We start from the raw sequence: 20,922 nt of genomic DNA on the forward strand, positions 1-20,922 counted from the left end.
GGGCGGCCGATCGCGCGGGCGCTCGCGATCCTCAGGCAGGAAAACCGGGGGTTCGTCTGCCTTCTGGCCGGGGGCTGGCGCCCCGACTAAGAACGCGGGGAAGCCGTAGCCGGGGGCGTCTATGACGCCCGCTGCAACGGTCCTTCGTATGGGGTGGCGAGGTCTTCCCGCCACGCCTCTCGTATCGCCTCGGCCCGCTCCCGCGCCTTCTCAGGCCTCTGGAACTCTTCAGATCTGTAGGAAACGCCGGCACGCTCACGGGCGGACGCCTCTGCCCGCTGCTCATTGCGGCGCCTCCTGTTCGGCAAGCTTGTTCGCCAGCTCGTCAATGTCGCCCGCGCGCAAGACGTTGACTAGATGGCCGTCCAGCTTGGCAAGGTTCTCGTGTCGCCACGCGTAGAGAACATCAGGCACGTCAGTACAGATTTCCCATGCGTTCCCGTACACCGAACGCAGCTTGTCAGCCTTCCGCAGCTCATCACGGGTGATCACGCCGCTACCCCCGCGTTCTGCGCCACGAGACGGGCGATACGGCTCGGCAGGCACGCCGGCACGACCTCTACCCTGTTGGCCTGCGGCTCGTTCTCGGGGCCGACGCGCGCCAGCTCGACCATGTAGCTACCGGAACGGGGACCGATGCTTATGGTCGCAACTTTCCAGCCCGCATCCGCGTAGATGATCAGCTGCGGCGGATACCAAAGCGTCTCAGCGAAGGGATCGGGTTTGGTCTCGCACCGGAGCACGAGGCGCTTGATCAGTTGCGCATGGACACTTACGGCGGTCAGATGCTCTAGAACCCGATCTAGGGCGGCGTTCTGTGCCGCCGCCTGCTCCTCCGGTATCGGCTCGCCTAGCAGGTAATCGGCTGATGCGGTTGTATGCGTAACGCCCATACCTTTGACGGTAGGAGCGCGTGAGCCTCACCCGCACCTTTGAGGGCGTCCACAAACAATCGGATCTCAAGGTAGCCCTGACCTGCGCACTTTTACGGATCTCAAGTGATTGCCCATCGAAATGGGTAATCTAGCGTTGAGCCGATGAGGAGGCCAAGGATGCCTACCCGACGAGGAATAGAGGAAAGCCCGCAAGCACAGGGGCGCAAACTGGCACGTATCGGGCGAGAATTGTGGCAAGAGGCAGGTTCTGTCAAAAAGGCCGCAATAGAGCTACTCAATCAGCACCCGGACATACCTAGCCTTCAGGCTTACCGCTACGTGTGCGGGCTTTCTCAGGTGCAAGCGGCTGATAGGTACAACCAGGTGACAGGCAATCAGACCAGCTTGGGCGGTACAACAATCAATGCCTGGGAGACCTGGGCACGTGAACGTGGCGGAGCGGGATCGCCTCCAAGCTTCTCAAGCCTGCTGGTCCTTGCCACTGCATACGGCAGTGGTCCTCTTGGCGTGGCAAATGAGCACATCGCTCCCATTGATCTGGTGGCGGAGGCATATGAACGTCTCACACCAGAAGATCAGCTCTCGCTTAGGAGGTACGCGGAGGCCGATTCGTCCACCGTGGGGGAGGAACCGCAAGCAGACCCCAGAGGGCGCCAGGCCAGGTCAAACGGACAGGTGAACGCCGCTAAAGAGAGCATCATCGGCGCGGACTTCAACCTTGTCGTCCCCACCATGGAGTTCGGCAGCCCAGACAGATGGCTCTATACCCTCCCCAACCCCAGACCGGGGCAGCTGCTTAACCAGGGCTGGGCATCGTTCGGCTACGGGATCGAGCGGCTCATTCACCAGATTAAGAACGTGGGGCGCCGGCTAGACGTCGATGCGTGCTTCGGCATCAACGAGGCCGGCCTCGTCATGGCAACCTTCCTTGCATCCGCCCAGTTCGGGCGCTGCCCCATCGGCTACCTCAAGTGCAACAAGAGCCGCGACTTCATCGAGCTCGATCAGGCATCCATGTGCCCGCACCTACCAGACGCGCCCTCAATCATCTTGTGTGACTTCGAGGTCAAGCACGCCGATGTAGTTGGCTTCATTACGCGAGAGATCAGAAAGCGTTACCCGGGTGCCGAAATCTACTTCGCTGTCTTTGGCGCGATGACGAAGGAACGGGACCTTGAGGTAGCGCGCTTTGACGATCTCACTGGCGCGGGCATCATGCGGGCTGCGGACTTCAAGGCCGTGTTCATCGCCGCGACGATGAGCCCTCCTGGGATCGAGCCACCCCTAGAGCTACGCTGACGGCACGGAGGTGCGTCGTGACATCCCATCCCCCTCTCTTCGGCATTGCTCACCAGCTCGCGGGGCTCGTGGCGACGGTGATCCGCGAGCTTCGGCCGCGGCTTATCGAGGCTGCACTGTCGGGCAACCGTTCAGAGAGCCGAAATACCCGACACTCCGACAACTTCCTGTCCAAGTACGACCTTTGGATGCATGAGCGCTACCGGGAGTTGCTGACCGAGATCATCCCCTCGTACGTCTACGCCTCTGAGGAGGCAGACCCCCAAGTCATCGGAGATGATCCGGAGCCGGACCTTTGCGTCCTGGTGGACCCACTCGACACGAGTGAGATGGCAGTTCGAGCGCTATACGGCTACACGCATGTCCTGATCTACTCGCGGAGCCTCGCGCGTCCGATCGCGGCCGTAGTGGGCGACATCTTCCATCACCTACAGATCTACGCCGCGGCCCGTGACGATGACGGCCAGGAGCGTGCCTTCGTCATCACCCAGGACGGGACTCCTCACGCCCTACGGCTGGACCGGTCGACGCCGCTGGGGGAGTCCCTCGTTACGAACTTCTTCATGAAACCCAGCGAGCGCTTCATACCGCTCGCACAGCAAGCCGGACTGATGGAGGAGTTGAGCCGCCCAGCGGCAGACGGGGCAAGGCGAGGCCGTATCGGCGTGGACTTCGGATCGATCGGGCTATGCCACATCGCGGCGGGCTTCAGTGATGCCATGATCGAGTTTGCCAAGGGCTTCGCCACGTGGGATCTCGCTCCTGGTCACTACATCCTTCAGGCGGCGGGTGGGACGGTCCTGGATCTGGAAGGCCGTCCCATTCCACTGGACTACGGATTTGGCACTGTGGCCGACATCACGAAGGCCATGGAGGACCGATACAAGTTCGTCGCCGCCTCCAGCCTGCCTCTGGCCCGAGACATCCTGTCTGCTATCACCTTCAGTTGAAGAGGTTGTAGATGAGGAAGAGGCCAGCCACGGTCGAAGCCAGATATCCCAGGATAGGGCCGGCCACGGCTACGCCATCGCCGCGGCGAACGCCGGCCCGGATCTCAGCTGAGTCGCCTGCTCAGGATGGATGCGGATAGGCAAGCAATAGGGACGCACCTGGGCACTCGTGGGGCGTCCGGCCAGTGGCCTGCTTGAGTGGCCAAGCTCCTGAATCGTGCCTCCAGTCCTCCTGCGGACAGCAGCTCGGCGATGCTGCGTGACAAGGTATCGGCGCTTGCCGACCTGGCGGTTATTCCACTCGGCGTACGATGCTCCAAACCGCGCGGTGTGAGGACGAGAACAATGAGCGGCCCGCGTGCCTATATCGAGAAGAATCAGTTCGACGGGCCCGCCGTCGTCGTGTGGCAGGACGGTCGCATCACGTACTACTACGCCCAGGAGGCGCGATGCGCCGCATCTGGCGTAAAGGGCCCGCGAGACTAACTCTCTAAACGCCTAATCGCAGACGGTTCGATGACGAAAAATCCGTCATGGGCGGTACACGCGCCAGGCGGTTGGGTAAGAGTAGAGATCCGAGGGACGGGTGGTTTGAGATTAGGCGGATAATCTGTGCCGCCCGCCGTAAATAATGCACCCTCGAGGATCTGTCCAACTTGGGGAATTTCGATGCCTCGTTTGCCGTCTGGTGCTCGGACCGGTTTCGTACCCTCGGGCCATAGGGGAACTAGCGTCCTGAATTGCCGATAGTGATCGCCGTGTCTCGTAACCACAAGGCAGGACTCACTTTCCACCCATTCAAGCCGTGCCGTCAACGGCATCAAGGTGGAGTAGAACTCCCCCTGATATACAGCGATGGCCGGGTCGGTGCCAATAACGGCGTGGCATACCTTGTCCGACGGGCACGGTTTAGGCGGGGCGGCCGCGGATGATCCGCTTCGGCGGGCGTCTGCGGTGCAGGCCACTAAACTCACGGCCGCAACAAGCATCGCAGCGATTGCGGATAGTCGTCTCACGGAGACAACCCCTTCTGGCGAGGGATGGCTGGACCGCCCTATAAGACCGCGGTCCAGCCCTCTACGCTACTCCTTGCCCCTCTATTCTCGGTTCCAAATCCTGTAGCCGAAGGCATCGCGGTACACCGTCACGTGGCTGTACGCGCAGTACAGGCCCGTCTGGCCCACGAGCGCGCCCTGTCCGACGACGATGCCATATGCGGTGAAGCCTGCCGACGGACCTCCCATGAAGGCCGGGCCACCGCTGTCACCATGGTCACACTCGGTTCCGGCGGGCTGGTCGGTGACGAAGAGATTATCTGCGGTGCCGTTGGACCAGTTGGTTCTCTGTACAGTGCCGCAAGTGGTCCCGGTTTTCTTCCCCCACTTGCATACGTCATCACCGACCCACTGAACGGGATCCTCGGCATCCACATATGCCTTCTGGTTGGAGCTCCAGTAGAAGGTCCGGGTGAGCGTCAGACCGCCCCGGGTGTACAGCGCAGCTTCACCGTAGGCGCAACCCAACCAACATGAGTTGGTCAAGCTGATCCCGGTGCAGTTGCCGCCATCGATGGAATAGTTGCAGTATGTCCTCGTCGATGCGCCGTTAGCGCAGTGCCCAGCCGTGCCATGGCGCCGCGTCTCATAATCCCAGGTGGCTACCACGTTGAAGTTGGACGTGCAGTCTCCCAGATTCCCCCCACCCCGAATGTAAGGGTCCGCGGCAGAAGTGGAGACCGAGGCGGAGGTACCGGGCCGTCCGGCCAATTCGCGGTCGCCGCTGGATCAGTCTTTGCCTTCTGCGCGATGTAAGCGTCCACGGCCTGCTCCAGGGAGATCCCCTTGCGGGCCGCGTCCCGCTTGAGTCTTTCCAGTGTTGGGCGGTGGACTTTCGATTGCCCCTCAGCGGCCAGCACCACGGTTTCGGTCCGAGCAGGGGATGCCGCAGCGGGAGAACCTGCGAGGCTAAACGCCGACAACGGCAGTAGTAGCGCCACGATGGCCAGGAACGTTACCCGCCTTGCAGCTGTCCCATCTGGTAACCCTGAAGAACTTTCCGCCATTTTACCTCCACATACTTGAGGGGTTTCGGCGGCAAAGTTAACACGATCTTTTGCTCTGAGTAAGGCTTGATTTCCTTGTAATTCTGTGGGGCGGGTGATGCATCTGGACAGTCGCTCTCCGCAGGCTCCTGGGGCGATCGCGTGGCCGAGCAAAAAGCTATGCTTGCTCGCATTTCGGGGACGCTGCAGTCTGGAAGATGAAGGCCCTGGCCCGGACGATGCGCGAGGGTAGCCCTCCGTTCACGTGGTGATCCAGCGCGCACGCTGCGCAAGCTCATACCGGTCGGGTGGCCCACAGATCCGGACGTAAGCCTCTCGGCTTATCCGGCTCCTGTCATCCAGCTCGTGCCGGCACTGATCGCCTGAGCGCATTCCACTTCCAGTGCGCGAAGAGCCCCGGATGAGATTTCATGATCTTCTTCAGGGTCTCCCACGCCCGACGTGGAGATCGCCGCAGGTGTTTGTACTTCCGTCTGGCCCACCGAACCAGGTACTGATCGATGTGTGACAGCACATGAGCAGCCCCTGAAGGGCGAAAGCGCCCGAAGTAGGCAGCCCACGGCCCGGCCTTGACGTTGATCAGCTTGGCAATGTCTTTAAAGCCGGGTCTCCTTTCCAGTCTGCACGCGATATATCGCGCTATGTCTGGAAAGGTACGGGCGGCGTGTCGTCGGAAAAGTCGGGATTGGCGCAGGTACGGTAGGCGGATTCGCGTGGGGAGACCGGGCAAGTCGGCACGATCTACCCCTGTGGTCTGGTGGAATCTAGGGTTGTGAGTGGTCAGACCTGGCGGTTGGTGCGGCGCGGCAACGGCGGACCTGTTGTGCCCCCTGTGCTCGACGAGCACCAACGTGCCGTGGTCGAACACCAGAGCGGACCCCTCCTCGTTCTCGCAGGTCCGGGCACCGGCAAGACCACCACGATCGTGGAGAGCGTGGTGGACAGGATCGAGCGCCGCGGCCTGGACCCCGAGCGGGTGCTCATCCTCACCTTCAGCCGCAAGGCCGCCGAGGAGCTGCGCCAGCGCGTCACCGCACGCCTGCGCCGCACCACCCGCACCCCGCTCGCCCTGACCTTCCACTCCTACGCGTACGCCCTCCTGCGCCGCGAGTCGATCCTCGAGGGCAAGGCCCCGCCACGCCTGCTGACCGGACCCGAGCAGCTGCTGGAGATCAGGCGGCTGCTGCACGGCGAGCTGGAGAGCGGCGGGCTCGACTGGCCGGTGTCGCTGCGCGAGCCGCTCAAGACCCGCGGGTTCGCCGAGGAGCTGCGGGACTTCCTGTCGCGGGCCAACGAACGCGGACTCGACGGCGAGCGGCTCGTCGAGCTCGGCCGGCGGCACGGCAGGGGCGACTGGGTGGCGGCCGGCCGGTTCGCCGAGCGTTACCAGGACAGGTTCGACCTCGACCCGGAGGAGACCTACGACTACGCGGAGCTGATCGGCGCCGCCTCCGCGCTGCTGGCCAGGCCGGACGTGCGCGAGCGCGAACGGGCGGCGCACGACGTGGTGTTCGTGGACGAATACCAGGACACCGACCCGGCGCAGGAGCTGCTGCTGGCCCAGCTCGCGGGCGACGGGCGTGACCTGGTGGCGGTGGGCGACCCCGACCAGTCGATCTACGGGTTCAGGGGCGCGGACGTTCACGGGATCATGAAGTTCCCCGAGCGGTTCAAGACCCTCGACGGCCAGGACGCGCCGGTGCTGGCGTTGCGCGTGTGCCGCAGGAGCGGCGCCGGCCTGCTGGAGGCCTCGCGCAGGGTCGCCACCCGCCTTCCTGCGGGGCCGGGAGCCGGCCACCGCGACCTGGTCCCGCTGCCGGACACGCCGGAGGGCGACGCACGCGTGCTGCTGGCCGACAGCACCAGCCAGGAGGCCGCGATCGTCGCGGACACGCTGCGGCGGGCCCACCTGATCGATGGCGTGCCCTGGCACCGGATGGCGGTGCTGGTGCGTTCGGCCAGGCGGCAGGTGCCGCTGCTGCGCCGGGCGTTGACCAACGCCGGGGTGCCGACGATGATCGCGGGGGACGAGGTGCCGATCGCCCAGGAGCCCGGGGTACGCCCGCTGCTCACCCTGATGAGGGTGGTGCTCGACCCCGCCCACCTCGACGAAGGGGTGGCCGAGGAGCTGCTGACGGGCCCGCTCGGTGGCACCGACATGATCGGCGTGCGCCGTCTCCGCCGGGCACTCAAGATTGCCGAGAACGAGGCGTCCGACGCCGGCGAGGCACGCTCGTCGGGCGAGCTGCTCGTCGCGGCCGTGCAGGACGTCCGCGAGCTCACCAGGATCGAGCCCCACGTCGCCGTGCCGGCCGAGCGGGTGGCCAAGCTGCTGGCGGTGGCCAGGGAGGCGGTACGCGAGCAGGGCACGGCGGAAGACCTCCTATGGGCCGTGTGGCACGCCAGCGGGCTGGCCCAGCGCTGGACCGAGCTGAGCATGTCGGGCGGCTCCAGGGGCGCGCAGGCGGACCGCGATCTGGACGCGGTCGTGGCGTTGTTCGACCATGCGGCCAGGTTCGTGGACCGGATGCCGAAGGCGGGCCCCGAGGTGTTCATCGACGACCTGGCCGCACAGGAGATCCCCGGTGACACGCTGGCCGACCGGGCCCCCGACGGCGACGCCGTACGCGTGCTCACCGCCCATCGCTCCAAGGGCCTCGAATGGGACGTCGTGGTGGTCGCCGGCGTCCAGGAGGGGGTCTGGCCGGACCTGCGGCTGCGCGGGTCGATGCTGGGCGTGGAGGACCTCGTCGAGGTGGTCGAGGGCGCTCAGCCGAACGCCGCCTCGCTGGCCTCCAAGCTGCTCGCAGAGGAGCGCCGGCTGTTCTACGTGGCCGTCACCAGGGCCAGGCGCAGACTGGTGGTGACGGCCGTGGGCGGTGAGGACACCGACGAGCGTGCGTCCAGGTTCCTGTCGGAGCTGCTGCCTGGCGCGGTGGAGACGGCCACGATGGACGACCGGGCCCGCTGGCTGAACATGCCCGCCCTGGTGGCGGACCTCCGCAGTGCGGTGACAGACCCAACCAAACCCCGAAGACTCCGGCAGAGAGCGGCGCAGCAACTCGCCCGCCTCGCCGCCGCAGGCGTCCAGGGCGCCCACCCCAACGACTGGTACGCCCTCACGCCCATCTCCGACGACCGCCCCTTGAGCTGGCCCGACGGCATCGTGAGCATCTCGCCGTCGGCGGTCGAGAGCTTCACCAAGTGCGGCCTGCGCTGGCTCCTGGAGACCGCCGTCGGCGCCGCCGGCACCAGCACCGCGCAGGGCCTGGGCAACGTCATCCACGCCCTGGCCGTGCTGGCGAACACCGACCTGCCCAGCGAGGACCTCCTGGGCGAGCGCCTAGACCAGGTCTGGCACGAGCTCGACTTCGGCGGCACCTGGTACAACCGCAAGCAGCGCCAGGTCGCCGAGCAGATGATCGGCAAGTTCCTGCGTTGGCAGAAGGACAACCCGCGCGAGCTGAAGGCCATGGAGGAGTCGTTCACCGCCATGGTGTCGGAAGGCGTGCAGATCAAGGGCCGGGTGGACCGCGTGGAGAGCGACGACCACGGCCGCGCCGTGATCATCGACCTCAAGACCGGCGGCTCCAAACCGAAGGCCGGCGAGATCGACCGCCACCCGCAGCTCGGCGTCTACCAGCTCGCCGCGCTGCTGGGCGCGTTCGCCCGGCACGGCATGACCGAGCCGGGCGGCGCCGCGCTCGTCCAGCTGGGCAAGGCCGGCGGCAAGAACGACGCCCTGGAGCAGGGGCAGCAACCGCTGAGCGAGGACAACAACCCGGGCTGGGCCGGCGACCTGGTGGACACCGTGGCCACCGGCATGTCGGGCCCGTTCTTCCAGGCCAAGGTCAACGACGGCTGCCGCACCTGCGCGGCCAGGGCGAGCTGCCCGGTCAACGACAACGGGGGCCAGGTGTGCTGACCCCCGTCGAACTCGCCGGCAAGCTCGGCATCCTTCCCCCCACGAGCGAGCAGGCCGTGGTCATCGAGGCCCCGCTCGAGCCGATGGTGGTCATGGCCGGCGCGGGCTCAGGCAAGAGCGAGACCATGGCAGGGCGCGTGGTCTGGCTGGTCGCCAACGGCCTGGTCAAGCCGGAGAACGTGCTGGGCCTGACCTTCACGCGCAAGGCCGCCGCCGAGCTGGCCACCCGGGTCAGGGAACGCCTCACCGGACTGGCGGAGGCGGGTCTTGTCGAGCCGGGCGCGCTCGACAACGAGCCGACGGTCTCCACCTACCACGCCTACGCCGCCCGCCTGGTCACCGACCACGCGCTGCGTGAGGGCCTGGAGCCGACCATGCGCCTGGTCACGCCGGCCGTGTCGTGGCAGCTCGCCTCGCGGGTGGTGGCGATGTACGACGGGCCGATGGACAAGATCGAGCTGGGCCCGCCGTCGGTCACCGCTGCCGTGCTGGAGCTGGCCGGCGAGTTGTCGGAGCACCTGCGTACGCCGGCCGACGTCCGGCGGGTGGGGGAGTGGCTGCGCGAACGGCACGACGTGCTGCCGGGCAGGAAGACGCTCGCCCAGCGCAAGCCGGTGGACGTGCACGCCGCGAGGGAGCAGTTGCTGCCGCTGGTGGAGGCGTACGAGCGGCTGAAGCGGAGCCGGGAGGTCATCGACTACGGCGACCAGATGGCGCTGGCCGCCAGGATCGCCGCCAACCACAAAGAAGTGGGACAGATCGAGCGCGAGCGTTACGCGGTGGTCCTGCTCGACGAGTACCAGGACACCAGCCATGCCCAGCTGGTCCTCCTGCGCTCGCTGTTCGGCGGCGGCCACGCGGTCACGGCCGTGGGCGACCCGTGCCAGTCGATTTACGGCTGGCGCGGCGCCTCCGCAGGCAACCTTCGTCGTTTTTCCCGAGATTTCCGAACAGGCTCGGGGGATCCGGCCCCCGTCCGCCAGCTCAGTGTCAGCTTCCGCAACGGCGACCGCGTCCTTGACGTGGCCGCCCGCGTCCAGCTCCCGCTCCGCATGGAGGCCCGCGAGGTCCCCGTCCTCGTCCCCGGCCCCAACCGGGTCGACCGGGGCCGAGTGACCTGCGCTTTCCATGAGACCGCCGAGGACGAGGCCAGGTGGGTCGCCGACGGCATCGCCAAGATCCTCGGCCAGCAGGTCGCCCCCGACGGCCTGCCGTGGGGCGAGAAGGAACGCAAGAAGACCCTCGCCATCCAGCCGCAGGACGTCGCGATTCTGGCCAGGAAACGCTCACAGTTCCCGGCGCTGCGCCGGGCGCTGGAGGAACGTGACATCCCGGTCGAGGTGGTCGGCCTCGGCGGCCTGCTGACCGTGCCCGAGGTGAGCGACATCGTCGCCACCCTCCGCGTCCTGTACGACGCGACCGCCGGCGATGCGCTGGCCAGGCTGATGGCCGGGCCGCGCTGGCGGATCGGGCCCGCCGACCTGCGGGTGCTGGGAGAGCACGCCAGGCAGCTGGCCCGCGAGCTGAGCGAGAGCAACCGGGCGGAGGACCCACTCGACCAGGTGGTGGCCGACCTGGCCGAAGAGCGGGGGAGCCTGGTGGACGCCCTGGACGAGCTGCCGGACCGGGACGAGTGGCTGGAGTCGCTGTCGCCGCTGGCCCGCACCAGGCTCGTCGCCCTCGCCCACGAGCTCCGGCAACTCAGGGCGCACACCGCGCAGCCGCTGCCCGATCTGATCACGGAGGTGGAGCGCAAGCTCGGCCTGGACGTCGAGGTGGCCGCGCGCAGCGGCACGGCGAGCGCGTTCGCGGCGCGGGCGGACCTGGACGCGTTCCTCGACGCGGCGTCCAGGTTCGCGGGCGACGCCGAGGATCCGACGCTCGGGGCGTTCCTGGCCTATCTGCAGGCGGCCGAGAGCGAGGAGTTCGGGCTGGAGGCCGGTCGGGTCGGGGAGAGCAACAGCGTCAAGCTGATGACCGTGCACGCCTCCAAGGGCCTGGAGTGGCCGATCGTCGTCGTGCCGGGGCTGTCGCAGCTGGTCAGCTCGAAGGGAACGATCACGACGGGCAGCATCTTCCCCGCCACGCCGGTCATGAACAGCCGGTGGACGGAGAACCCCCGCAAGCTCCCGTACCCGCTGCGCGGCGACGTCGCCGACCTGCCCAGGCTGGGCGGGCTCAGCAAGGAGGAACTGGCCGGCTTCGACGAGCACGGCCGCGAGCGCGATCTGATGGAGGAACGCAGGCTGGCGTACGTGGCCGTGACCCGCGCCCACTACCAACTGATCGCCTCCGGCTACCGCTGGGGCACCGCCACCAAGCCGCTGGAGCCGTCGGACTTCCTGCTGGAGATCCGCGACACCGCCGACCGCGTCGCGTTCTGGGCCGGGGACGTGGCCGAGGGCGCCACCAACCCGCTGCTCGCCGAGCCCCCAGAAGCCGTCTGGCCGGTCACGCCCGAGGGCCTGCGGTACGAGTCCGTGCTCGACGGCGCCCGGCTCGTCGAGGACGCGCTGGCCGGCACGACGGCCGAGCCCGAGTCCGAGGACGACGAGCCGCTGCGGGCGTACGAGGAGGAGCGGCTGCGGGCCTGGGAGCGCGACACGGAGCTGCTGCTGCGCGAGCGGGAGCTGCACGTGCGCCGGCCGGCCACGATCGTCGAGCTGCCGGCGAAGCTGACCGTGTCGTCGCTGGTCACGCTGGCCACCGACGCGCGCGAGCTGGCCCGCAGGATCCGCCGCCCCGTCCCGGGCAAGCCCGCGCCGCTGGCCCGGCGCGGCACGTCGTTCCACAAGTGGCTGGAGACGCGGTGGGATCAGCAGCGGCTGATCGACGACCTCGAGTTGTACGACGAACTGGAAGAGGCGGACGTGCGCCTGGCCGAGCTGCAGGAGCGGTTCGAGCAGAGCGAGTGGGCCGATCGGCGGCCGGTCGACATGGAGGTGCCGTTCGAGACCATGATCGGCGACCGGCTGGTGCGCGGGCGGATGGACGCCGTGTTCGAGCTGCCCGACGGCGGTTACGAGGTCGTGGACTGGAAGACCGGGCAGCCGCCCAGGGGCAAGGCGGCCAAGGGGGCTTCGGTGCAGCTGGCGGCGTACCGGCTGGCCTGGTCGCACCTGGCCGGCGTGCCCCTGGAGAAGGTGGCCGCGGCCTTCCACTACGTCCGCGCCAACCGCACCGTGCGCCCCGTGAACCTGCTCGACCACGCCGGCCTGGTCGCGCTCATCGAGAGCGTCAAGCTCTTGAACTCCTCTCCACCGTGAACGGTGGAGATTCTTCCCGTCACCCTCAGGTGCGGGGGTTCGCGCTTCACCGACCCGGGCAACCCCGAGTCTCCACACGCTGTCACCGCCGTTCCGGCGGCCTAGCTGTACCGACAAGGACACGATCTCCCGATGGGCTTGGTTATCGCCTTCCCGTTCGATCACTCGAACCATACCCACCGTGGCCGAGACAGTGCAAGAAGTTACGGTCAAAGGCGCGCTCGTCCCCAGGGGGCACTCACGCGCGGGCCTTCACCTCCCGCCTGAAGGCGGGAGCACTGGCCCGCATCACGATAGATAGTGGAACGCCGGCTTCGGATGCATGAGGAAGTCGTGGTGCGAGATGTTCCAGGCGTAGGCCCCGGCCATCTCGAACACCACCATGTCCCCAACCCGAGCAGAAGTCGCGATTTTTCGGGCGAAAACGTCCTTCGGCGTGCACAGCTGGCCGACGAACGTGATCGGCTCGTCCGTCACGCCCGGCCCCGTGCCCATGGGCAGGATCGCGAACGGCTGGTCGTGGCCCTTGGTCACGGGCGTCCGCAGGTGGTGGGTGCCGCCCAGCACGATCGCGTACGCCTCGCCGCGCACCCGCTTCACATCCACCACCCTGGTCACGTAGTAGCCGCAGTACGCGGTCAGCGCCCGGCCCGGCTCGATCCGCAGCCGCCGCCCGCGCCGTAGCTCCGCCAGCCCGGCCCCGTACGTGGCCCAGTCGAACCTGGACTCCGGCGACTCGTATGACACCGCCATGCCCCCGCCCAGATTGACCTCCTCGTGGTCGTTGTCCAGCAGCGTCCCCGCCAGCCGCAGCAACTGGGCGGCGTCCAGCCCGCTGGCCAGGTGGGTGTGCAGGCCGCGCAGCCGTACCCGCTCACCGAACAGCGGCAGGCACTCCTTCACGCCTTCCTCGTCCATCCCGAACGGCCCGCTCATCGTGAGCGCCGCTCCCTCGACCGGCAGGTCGGGGTTGACCCTGATCAGTACGTCGGCCTCCAGCCCCGTGGCGAGGAGGCGGCGCAGTTCGTTCGGTGACTCGACGTGGATGCGGTGGTGCGGCAGCCGCAGCTCGGCGTCGGTCTTCCCGGGCCCGCCGAGCGCCACGGAAACACCCGGGAACAGGCCCGTGACGTGCGCGTGCTCGCCGCCTGACGACACCTCGAACCCGTCCACGTGCCCGGCCAGCACGCGCAGCAGCTCGGCGTCCGGGTTGGCCTTGACCGCGTAGTACAGCTCGATCCCCGGGAGCGCCTGCCGCACGGCCGCGACGTGCGCCTCCAGCGCGGGCAGGTCGTAGACGTAGGCAGGAGCGGTCAAGCCCGATGCGGCGTCCTGGACGCGGGCGGGGATCATGCGAGCGGGTTCGCGATCGGGACGTAACCGGCGGCGCGGTCGGCCGCCCTGGCCCAGCGCACACCCAGGTTGGCCTTGGCAGGCAGCGGGGCGCCGGCCAGCAGGTCCGACAGCGGGAGCGGCCAGCCGAGGTCGGCGGCGAGCTTGGCGAGCAGGTCGCGGGCGATCCGCCACAACTCGCGCAGCAGTCCGTCGTCGGGCCCGGCCACGGTGGCGGCGATCTCGGTGAGGTGGTTGACGAGCAGGCAATAGACGACGCGGGCCCAGCCGCGCTCGGCGTCGTAGGTGAGGGCCCGCGCGACCTCGGGGCGCAGCCCGCCGAGGTCATGGCGGCCGGCGACGAGTTTGGTGCCCTCCAGGTCGCGGAAGACGGCCTGCGCGGGCATCCCGGCCGCGTCGAGGCCGACCAGGACGTTCTGCAGATGGGGCTCCAGTACGACGCCGTGCGCGAAGTACAGCTCCACCACGGGCAGCGCCACCGCGGACACGTACGCCGACCACCACGCCAGCGGTTCCCGTGCCGGGGCGTCCAGGGCGAGTGTTCCGGCCATGACCGGGGTCACGCCGGGGTCGCAGGCGGCCCACGGGCTCTGCCGGACGATCACGCCCAGGCCCTCGTGAAGCCGGGTGCCCAGGGCGGCCGAGCGGTAGCCGGGCTCGGGTAGCCAGCGGGTGGCGGGGTGCTTGGCCGATATTTCATCAAATATGGGCTTGAGTCGTGACGAGAGCTCCACAGCTCCGGCCAGCTCATACCAGGCATTCTTCCGAACACAGTTCGTGATCCGCACGTTCAGGGAGAACTTCAGGCAGGCCTCCGCTTCCGGGGCGTACACCGTCCGCACCGACGAAGTAGGCGCCACGACCGGCCCGGGTCCCAGATCGATCAGCTCGGCCCCGAACGCGGGCCGCAGGAGGTCGAGCTGCCATGGATGCGCCGGCAACAGCCGGTAACCGCCCGGAGCCCGGCCCATCCGTTCCAGCGCCGACATGTCGCCCTCCTCGGCCAGCACGTCCTCGCGCACGCCGAGCAGCCGGACGGGGAACGCGGCGTGCGCCTCGGGCGCGTACCGCAGCCAGCCGTCCCCGTCCCGCGCCTTGGGGCTCGGGTGGAACGGGTGCCCGTACACCAGGGCCTGCTCCGAGGCCAGCCAAGGATCGGCGGGTGGCTCGGCCCCGGCTCTGGCCCGCAGGATCGCCGCAACCGCCTCTCTGCTGGCCGCCACCTGCCCGGCGAACTCGGCGTTGTGCCCCTGCAGGCCGGCCTCGACCAGCCCGACCAGCTCATCGGTCGTCAGCGGCCGCCAGACGCCGTCCTGGAGCCGCTCGGGCGGGCCATCGAAGCGCAGCGCGGCGCCGCCGTACGTGCGGGCCCGCAGCAGCGTGCCCGCCACCCGCAACAGCAGGTACGGCGGCGCCGGCCACACCAGGCCGCGCGGCCCGGCCACCTCCCGCACGCAGCAGCGCAGCAGGGCCGCCAGCGTCGCCTCCTCGGCCAGGGCGGAGGGCGCGTCGATGACCAGTCCGTCCGAGCTCGGCATTCAAGCTCTCCTCAGGTAGTTGGGGCCGCTGGTGCCGTAGTACTTGTTGATGTCGCGCGCGCCGGAACGTTCCTTGGCCACCAGCGTCCCGGCCGTGATCATGGATTTGCCGGTCAGCCGGGCCGCGTCCAGGGTCCTGGCGCGCAGGAGCCTGGCCATGGGGTCGTCGCCGTACTCGGCGAGCGCCTCGGCGAGCGTGTCGCGTAGCAGGGCCGCGGCCTGGGCGTGCGGCAGCGCCCCGAACGCCACGGCCGCGGCGGCCAGGTGCAGCGTGATGGTCACGAACACGTCGGCGAGCGCGTGCGGGTCGTCGTTCAGCATGCGCTCGTCGGCGAACGCGGGCGCCTCGATCCCCGCGGCGCGCAGCCTCGCCGGGGACGCCAGCAGCCCGTCGTTGTCCTTGACCAGCAGCTGCATGCGGTCACCCTGGAAGACCAGGGCGAGGTTCTGCTGGTGAGCCTCCAGGGCGACGCCGTACCGCACGAACAGCCGCACGTTCCAGCGCAGCAGCAGCCGCAGATATGCGGGAATGACGTCGCCGACCGCGGTGAGCACGCCGGGTGCGTTGAGCGCGGCCACCGGCACGATCTTTCCCTCCGGCAGCCGCCTGACCATCCACGCGAGATACTCATGGCCGGCGTGCGCGTAGGTCTGCTCGTCGGCCAGCACCACATCGGGGTCGGCCAGCTCCCGCAGCAACAGCTCGGCCTTCGCCCCGTCGCCCAGAGTCCCCGGCTTGATCGACCGCCGATTCCGCACCCCGAGCGTGCTGATCGGCAGCGGCAGCTTGAGGTGCGTGCGGGGCCCCAGCTCGACGGTCCGCATGGAGAGCGTGGGCCGCACGGTGACCCGCGCCTCATCCAGCACCCGAACCCCGTCCACCTTCCGCACCTCATCCACCGTGAGCGGATGCACGGGAAAGAGCACCTCATCAGGACCGGCGTCCCACACCGCCGCGTCGGCGGGAAGGTGCGCGGCGGAGCCCGGCGCTAGGGCACGGCGCGGCACCACCGCCCAGCGCAGCTCGAACGAAGGCGCAAACTCCGGCGCATACGCCAGCAGGTCACCCTCCGACAACCCCAACCGCGCCCGCGACGTCGGGTAAACCGGATGATCCACAAAAGCCGCCAAAGCCTCATAAGACGGCCCCCGCCGAAGGACCTCAACAGCGTGCGCGTCGTGCAGCTCAAGCGCCGTCAACGCCGCCAGGCACTCTTCGAAGAAGGCCGCGACGCCCTCGGAATCGGCCGGATCTGCCACCTCCACCAGCGTCTCCAGCACCTGCTCCAGTCCCAGCCGCTCGTCCTCCGCCACGACGAAGTCCTGGAACAGCACGCCTGGCGCCAGCCGCACCCACCGCCCGTCCGCCAGCAGCATCCCCACGCCGTCCTTGGTCCTGGTGACGCGCGAGGCCAGCCCTCCGTAGTCCTCACGGAGCAACGCGTCCAGCACCCGGGCGGCCAGATAAGCCTCCCGATCGCTCATTCGATCACCCACGGGCGCGCGGCCCGGTACTCCTCCACGACCGCGTCCACCCGTACCCGATCCGGCCCGACCGCCCGGATGACGCCCAGATAGTCCCGGTTCGTATGGGTGAGGGAAACGACGTCGCCCACGTGCCGCAACGGCCGATGCCACAGCCGCACGTCACCGCGCTCAACGAATTCGAACTCCGGTGTGGCCTTGATCGTCCCCGCCCGGTCGGCCACGACGCTGACCGCGCACCCGTGACGGGCCACGGAAGGCACGGCAGGCATGGTCGGCAACCGCTCGCCGAGATGCACCCGCAGGATCCACTCGAACAACGGCACTCCGAGCACGTCCCCCATCAGGAAGTCGCAGTGATCCCCGATCACCCGATAGTTCACCTCGATGACGCGGGGCCCATCGGCCGTGAGCACGTACTCGGTGTGACACGCCCCGAATCCCACCCCCAGAGCCCGCAGCGCCGTCAGCACGTGCTCGTCATCCGGCTGCGGCACCCAGTCCAGCCGCTCCTCGACGAAGTACGGCAGCGCGCCCAGCGTCGTCTCGAATCCCCCGAGCACCCGCACCTCGTCGCCATCACCCAGCGTCTCGAGTGTCCGCAGCGGACCTTCGAGGTACTCCTCCACGACCAGCGCCTCACCCGGCCGCCGCCTCCTGACCGTGGCCACGGCACCGGCCAGGTCGCGTTCGACGAGCATGACGTCCTCGCTGGCCACACCCTCCCGGGGTTTCAGCACAACCGGGTAGGGCAGGCCGTCAGGCACCGGGTCGCCGGGCGCGAGCCGTACCGACCTGACCTGTTCGACCCCCGTCTCGACGAGCTTGCGACGCATCAGGAACTTGTTCTTGGCGGCCACGCACGCCCGCCAGTCCTTGCCAGGCAGCCCGAAGTAGGCGGCGGCCAGCGCGGTCTCCGCCTGTAGGTGGTCGGAGTTGGAGAAAATCGCGCCGGGCCTGCCGAGCCGCTCGATCGTGTCGATCAGGGCACGTGGGTCGCGTACGTCGCACGCCACCGCGTCCGGATGCCGCTCCGGCCGATCCGTCAGGATCGTCACCTCACAGCCCAGCGCGCGGGCCGCGGGCAGGAAGCCGTCCGTCACGGAGTCGGTCGGCTTGAGCGCGGTCAGGTAGAGCCGCAACGCGAAGGCACCCCCGGGGATCAGGTAAGGCTAACCTAACTGCTCGATCTTAGCCGTACCGAGATCACTCCGGGACCCGGATTCCCTAATCAGGGGCTAACCGCAAGGTCATAGGATGACATGGGATTTGGGAGGGGGCGGCCAGTGGAGACGACCGCGGAAGAGCAACTCATCGGACCCTTGCTTCTGGCGCGCGGCACCATTGACCGGTCCTCGGCGCTGCGTGCCGACGAGCGGTGGCTGGAGCAAGCGTGGTCCGACCCTACGACCAGGGTGCTGGTGATCAACGACGGTCACACGCTGGTGCAGCGGATCGGCGACGAGGTGCGGGCCGTGCTGTACGGCCCCGCCGACGCGCCGCCCGGGGAGCGTTATCTGCTGGGAGTCGAGGACGGCGTCGCCTATTTCGCGGTCGCCGCGCCGCTGCCCGGTGTGCCGAAGGGCGAGGTCAACGGCCGCGTGACATTCGCGATGACGCTGAGCGACGCCCCCGAGGGCCGGCCGGTGGCGGCCGGGCTGCGCCAGGTCGGCGGCCTGCTCGGCGACCGCGACGCGGGCCTGTTGGTCTACGCCGTGGCGCTGGAGGCCTGGCACGCGACCCACGAATACTGCCCGCGCTGCGGGACCCGCACCGAAGTCCAGGCGGGCGGTCACATCCGCGTCTGCCCGCAGGACGCCAGCCAGCACTTCCCGCGCGTCGACCCCGCCGTGATCATGCTGGTCCGTGACGAGGCGGACCGCTGCCTGCTCGCCCGCGGTCCTCAATGGCCGAAGGGGCGGCTGTCGATCCTGGCGGGGTTCGTGGAGCCGGGGGAGTCGCTGGAGCACGCCGTCGTACGCGAGGTCGCGGAGGAGGTCGGCATCACCGTCATCAATCCCCGCTACCTCGGCAGCCAGCCGTGGCCGTTCCCGCGCAGCCTCATGCTCGGCTTCTTCGCCGAGGCGACCTCGACCACGCTCACGCCCGACGCGGAGGAGATCGCCGAGGCACGCTGGTATTCGCGTGAGGAGCTGGCGGCGGCGCTGGAGTCAGGCGAGCTGCGCCTGCCGCCGCCCGTGTCGATCGCCCGCCGCCTCATCGAGACCTGGTACGGCGGCCCCCTGTCGGGCGACTGGTAGCGCGATTTCGCTTTGCGTGATTCCATGAACACGAGGCGTCAGGGAAAGGGTAAAGTCATGCCCATGAATGAAACACACATGCGAGAGCTCATGGAGCTCGAGCGGCACAAGCTCGCCATCCAGTTCGCGGCTGTCGAGGTCGCGATCGACGACAAGATCCAGCTTCAGACGAAGAAGATCGTCGATGTGGTGAGCGGGGCGATCTCCGCAGCCGTGGCCCAGCTCAAAGAGGACAACATGGTGCGTGACGTCGGGCTCAAGACCCACCTCGGCGTCATGAAGGGACAGCTCACGGCGGAGATCGGGCACGTTCGGACGGAACTCAAGGCGGACATCGCCCGTCTCGAAGAGAAGATCGACAACCACGCCCACTGATCTGAGGACCTGAGTGACCTTAGCACCCAGGTCCTCGCGGCCATGCTAATTCACGAGCCCCCTGCCCTCCCGGCCGGGGGCTCGTGTCATACCCGAGAAGGTCAGGCCGCGCTCTCCAGCAGCAGCTTGACCTCCCCGACCGACGGATTGGTCCGCACGACCCGCCCATCCGGCGTCTCGATCACCACAGTCGGCACGGTCTGGTTGCCGTTGTTGACGCTCATCACGAATTCGGCCGCCGACGGGTCACGCTCGATGTCGACCTCGCGGAAGCTGATGCCCTCGCGGGTCAGCTGGGCCTTGAGCCGCTTGCATGGGCCGCACCAGGTGGTGCTGTAGACGGTGAGCGCCATGTTGGGGGATCCCTCCAAGGTCAGGAAGACAGACGCTCCGTGCAACAACGCGAAGTGCGTGGTTAATCCGCGAGCTTCGTGAAGCTACCCGATGCGCTCGGCGATCCACGTCTGCACGCGCTCGGCCACGCCGGGCTCGCGGTAGAGAGGCGCGCTGTGGTTGGCCCCCGGCTGGGTGAGCACCGTCACCGGCACGCCCACCTGGCCGAGCATCTGCTTGAGCAGCATGCTCTGCGCCGGCGGCACGAACTCGTCCTGCGCGTGCACGGTCAGCACCGGCGCGTCGTGGCGGCTGGCGTGCCAGGCCACCTCCATGCTGGCCCAGACTCGCGAGCACTTGCCCTTGGGGGCGCAGCCGCCGGCCAGGCGGATCGCGGACTCGCGGAGCTTGCGCTTACTGGTGTCGGTGGTGTCCTCGCCGTCGGAGTAGGCCCGCAGGGGCGAGATGATCGGCGACACGCCCACCACGCCCTTGAGGCCGCCGATGCCGTCGCCGTAGGTGCCGACGGCCGCGGCGATGTGGCCGCCCGCGGAGAAGCCGACGAGCACGTAGTTGTTCGGGTCGAACGCCCACCGGTCGGCGTGCTTGCGCGCCGCGGCGATCGCGGCCAGCGCGTCGGTGCGCTGGGCGGGCCAGGGCGCGTCGCCGGACAGGCGGTAGTTGAGATTGAAGACCGTGTAGCCGAGCTCGGCGTAGCTACGGGTGATCTCCTTCATGTACTTCTTGTCGCCGCTCGACCACCAGCCGCCGTGGATGAGGAAGACGCCGGGCCGCTGCATGCCGTCGGGGGTCCACCAGACGTCCATCTGCTGGCGCCGGTGGCTGCCGTACGCGACCGTCTCCGTGCTCAGGCCGCCGATGCCGTCGGAGTCGACCGGGTTGGTCACGGCAGGGGCGGGTGTGGGCTCCTTTGTCGTCGCGGTCGCGGCGACAGGTGTGAGCACCACGGCAGCGAGCGCAAGAGCGCCCACGTAAACCGCAGTTCGCACGGCCTTCCTTTCCCCCATGCAGATGGTCGGCCCCATTGTGGGGGAAGAGACCAGTTCTTTGCATCTCGTTGACTAGGAACATAACCCGGCAGGCATGTTGCCAGAATAAGGTCCTAGGCCGCCAGTACTGGGAAGATGAATGGGTGACGAATGTGGTGGACGACGTCCT

16 protein-coding genes are annotated in these 20,922 nt (G+C 68.2%); 6 read left to right on the forward strand and 10 right to left on the reverse strand.

All coding sequences use genetic code 11. The features are described 5' to 3' along the window. Nucleotides 1–282 precede the first annotated feature (282 nt). Nucleotides 283–492, reverse strand: coding sequence for a hypothetical protein (locus ACTWPT_RS51930; protein WP_443184980.1), 210 nt, complete (start codon nt 490–492; stop codon nt 283–285). After that, the gene (locus ACTWPT_RS51935) at nt 489–893 is read right to left on the reverse strand and encodes a hypothetical protein (protein WP_443184981.1); all 405 of its coding nucleotides are present in this window, start codon (nt 891–893) and stop codon (nt 489–491) included. The genes ACTWPT_RS51930 and ACTWPT_RS51935 overlap by 4 nt, the downstream gene beginning before the upstream one ends. A gap of 159 nt (nt 894–1,052) precedes the next feature. Here ACTWPT_RS51935 and ACTWPT_RS51940 point away from each other — a divergent pair, with 159 nt between their 5' ends. Together ACTWPT_RS51940 and ACTWPT_RS51945 are read left to right on the forward strand one after the other, a co-directional pair. Beyond that, nucleotides 1,053–2,195 (forward strand): hypothetical protein, encoded by a 1,143-nt coding sequence (locus ACTWPT_RS51940; RefSeq protein ID WP_443184982.1) that lies wholly within the window; start codon nt 1,053–1,055, stop codon nt 2,193–2,195. Between the two features lie 17 nt (nt 2,196–2,212). Continuing rightward, nucleotides 2,213–3,145: an inositol monophosphatase family protein gene (locus tag ACTWPT_RS51945; protein WP_443184983.1), complete on the forward strand. Its 933-nt coding sequence runs from the start codon at nt 2,213–2,215 to the stop codon at nt 3,143–3,145. A gap of 1,097 nt (nt 3,146–4,242) precedes the next feature. Here the strand turns inward: ACTWPT_RS51945 and ACTWPT_RS51950 are convergent. Both ACTWPT_RS51950 and ACTWPT_RS51955 read right to left on the reverse strand, forming a co-directional pair. After that, complete coding sequence (locus ACTWPT_RS51950; protein ID WP_443184984.1) at nt 4,243–4,809, reverse strand: hypothetical protein; 567 nt, start codon at nt 4,807–4,809, stop codon at nt 4,243–4,245. Between the two features lie 732 nt (nt 4,810–5,541). Further along, the gene (locus ACTWPT_RS51955) at nt 5,542–6,075 is read right to left on the reverse strand and encodes a group II intron maturase-specific domain-containing protein (RefSeq protein ID WP_443184985.1); all 534 of its coding nucleotides are present in this window, start codon (nt 6,073–6,075) and stop codon (nt 5,542–5,544) included. On the opposite strand from ACTWPT_RS51955, the gene ACTWPT_RS51960 reads away from it, so the two are divergent. Continuing rightward, complete coding sequence (locus ACTWPT_RS51960; protein ID WP_443184986.1) at nt 5,980–9,132, forward strand: ATP-dependent helicase; 3,153 nt, start codon at nt 5,980–5,982, stop codon at nt 9,130–9,132. The two genes, ACTWPT_RS51955 and ACTWPT_RS51960, sit on opposite strands and share 96 nt — an antisense overlap. Continuing rightward, entirely contained in the window at nt 9,126–12,398 is a 3,273-nt protein-coding gene (locus ACTWPT_RS51965; protein WP_443184987.1) for an ATP-dependent helicase, read from the forward strand. The genes ACTWPT_RS51960 and ACTWPT_RS51965 overlap by 7 nt, the downstream gene beginning before the upstream one ends. 288 nt (nt 12,399–12,686) lie before the next feature. Here ACTWPT_RS51965 and ACTWPT_RS51970 read toward each other — a convergent pair whose 3' ends face one another. From ACTWPT_RS51970 to ACTWPT_RS51985, 4 genes are read right to left on the reverse strand one after another with little or no spacing between them, the layout of a single operon-like run. Continuing rightward, nucleotides 12,687–13,751: a type III PLP-dependent enzyme gene (locus ACTWPT_RS51970; RefSeq protein WP_443184988.1), complete on the reverse strand. Its 1,065-nt coding sequence runs from the start codon at nt 13,749–13,751 to the stop codon at nt 12,687–12,689. Beyond that, nucleotides 13,748–15,289, reverse strand: a complete 1,542-nt coding sequence (locus ACTWPT_RS51975) for an IucA/IucC family protein (protein WP_443184989.1) — start codon at nt 15,287–15,289, stop codon at nt 13,748–13,750. The genes ACTWPT_RS51970 and ACTWPT_RS51975 overlap by 4 nt, the downstream gene beginning before the upstream one ends. Then, complete coding sequence (locus tag ACTWPT_RS51980; RefSeq protein WP_443184990.1) at nt 15,290–16,774, reverse strand: IucA/IucC family protein; 1,485 nt, start codon at nt 16,772–16,774, stop codon at nt 15,290–15,292. After that, the gene (locus tag ACTWPT_RS51985) at nt 16,771–17,916 is read right to left on the reverse strand and encodes an ATP-grasp domain-containing protein (protein ID WP_443184991.1); all 1,146 of its coding nucleotides are present in this window, start codon (nt 17,914–17,916) and stop codon (nt 16,771–16,773) included. Before ACTWPT_RS51985 ends, ACTWPT_RS51980 begins: the two co-directional genes overlap by 4 nt. Before the next feature lie 144 nt (nt 17,917–18,060). Here ACTWPT_RS51985 and nudC point away from each other — a divergent pair, with 144 nt between their 5' ends. Together nudC and ACTWPT_RS51995 are read left to right on the forward strand one after the other, a co-directional pair. Next, complete coding sequence (gene nudC / locus ACTWPT_RS51990) at nt 18,061–19,035, forward strand: NAD(+) diphosphatase (protein WP_443184992.1); 975 nt, start codon at nt 18,061–18,063, stop codon at nt 19,033–19,035. A 63-nt stretch (nt 19,036–19,098) separates the two neighbouring features. Further along, nucleotides 19,099–19,410: a hypothetical protein gene (locus ACTWPT_RS51995; protein ID WP_443184993.1), complete on the forward strand. Its 312-nt coding sequence runs from the start codon at nt 19,099–19,101 to the stop codon at nt 19,408–19,410. Between the two features lie 101 nt (nt 19,411–19,511). Here ACTWPT_RS51995 and ACTWPT_RS52000 read toward each other — a convergent pair whose 3' ends face one another. Together ACTWPT_RS52000 and ACTWPT_RS52005 are read right to left on the reverse strand one after the other, a co-directional pair. Next, nucleotides 19,512–19,763, reverse strand: coding sequence for a glutaredoxin family protein (locus tag ACTWPT_RS52000; RefSeq protein ID WP_443184994.1), 252 nt, complete (start codon nt 19,761–19,763; stop codon nt 19,512–19,514). A gap of 84 nt (nt 19,764–19,847) precedes the next feature. Then, a complete protein-coding gene (locus ACTWPT_RS52005) occupies nt 19,848–20,753 on the reverse strand; it encodes an alpha/beta hydrolase (protein WP_443184995.1) in 906 nt (301 codons plus the stop codon). Between the last annotated feature and the right edge of the window lie 169 nt (nt 20,754–20,922).

The sequence above is a fragment of the Nonomuraea sp. 3N208 genome, assembly GCF_052245935.1.
Lineage (GTDB): Bacteria > Actinomycetota > Actinomycetes > Streptosporangiales > Streptosporangiaceae > Nonomuraea.

Coding starts and splice junctions, on each gene's coding strand:
- ACTWPT_RS51995 (WP_443184993.1), top strand. CDS start 19,099: ATGAATGAAACACACATGCGAGAGCTCATGGAGCTCGAGCGGCACAAG.
- ACTWPT_RS52000 (WP_443184994.1), bottom strand. CDS start 19,763: ATGGCGCTCACCGTCTACAGCACCACCTGGTGCGGCCCATGCAAGCGG.
- ACTWPT_RS51940 (WP_443184982.1), top strand. CDS start 1,053: ATGCCTACCCGACGAGGAATAGAGGAAAGCCCGCAAGCACAGGGGCGC.
- ACTWPT_RS51935 (WP_443184981.1), bottom strand. CDS start 893: ATGGGCGTTACGCATACAACCGCATCAGCCGATTACCTGCTAGGCGAG.
- ACTWPT_RS51980 (WP_443184990.1), bottom strand. CDS start 16,774: ATGAGCGATCGGGAGGCTTATCTGGCCGCCCGGGTGCTGGACGCGTTG.
- ACTWPT_RS51970 (WP_443184988.1), bottom strand. CDS start 13,751: ATGATCCCCGCCCGCGTCCAGGACGCCGCATCGGGCTTGACCGCTCCT.
- ACTWPT_RS51975 (WP_443184989.1), bottom strand. CDS start 15,289: ATGCCGAGCTCGGACGGACTGGTCATCGACGCGCCCTCCGCCCTGGCC.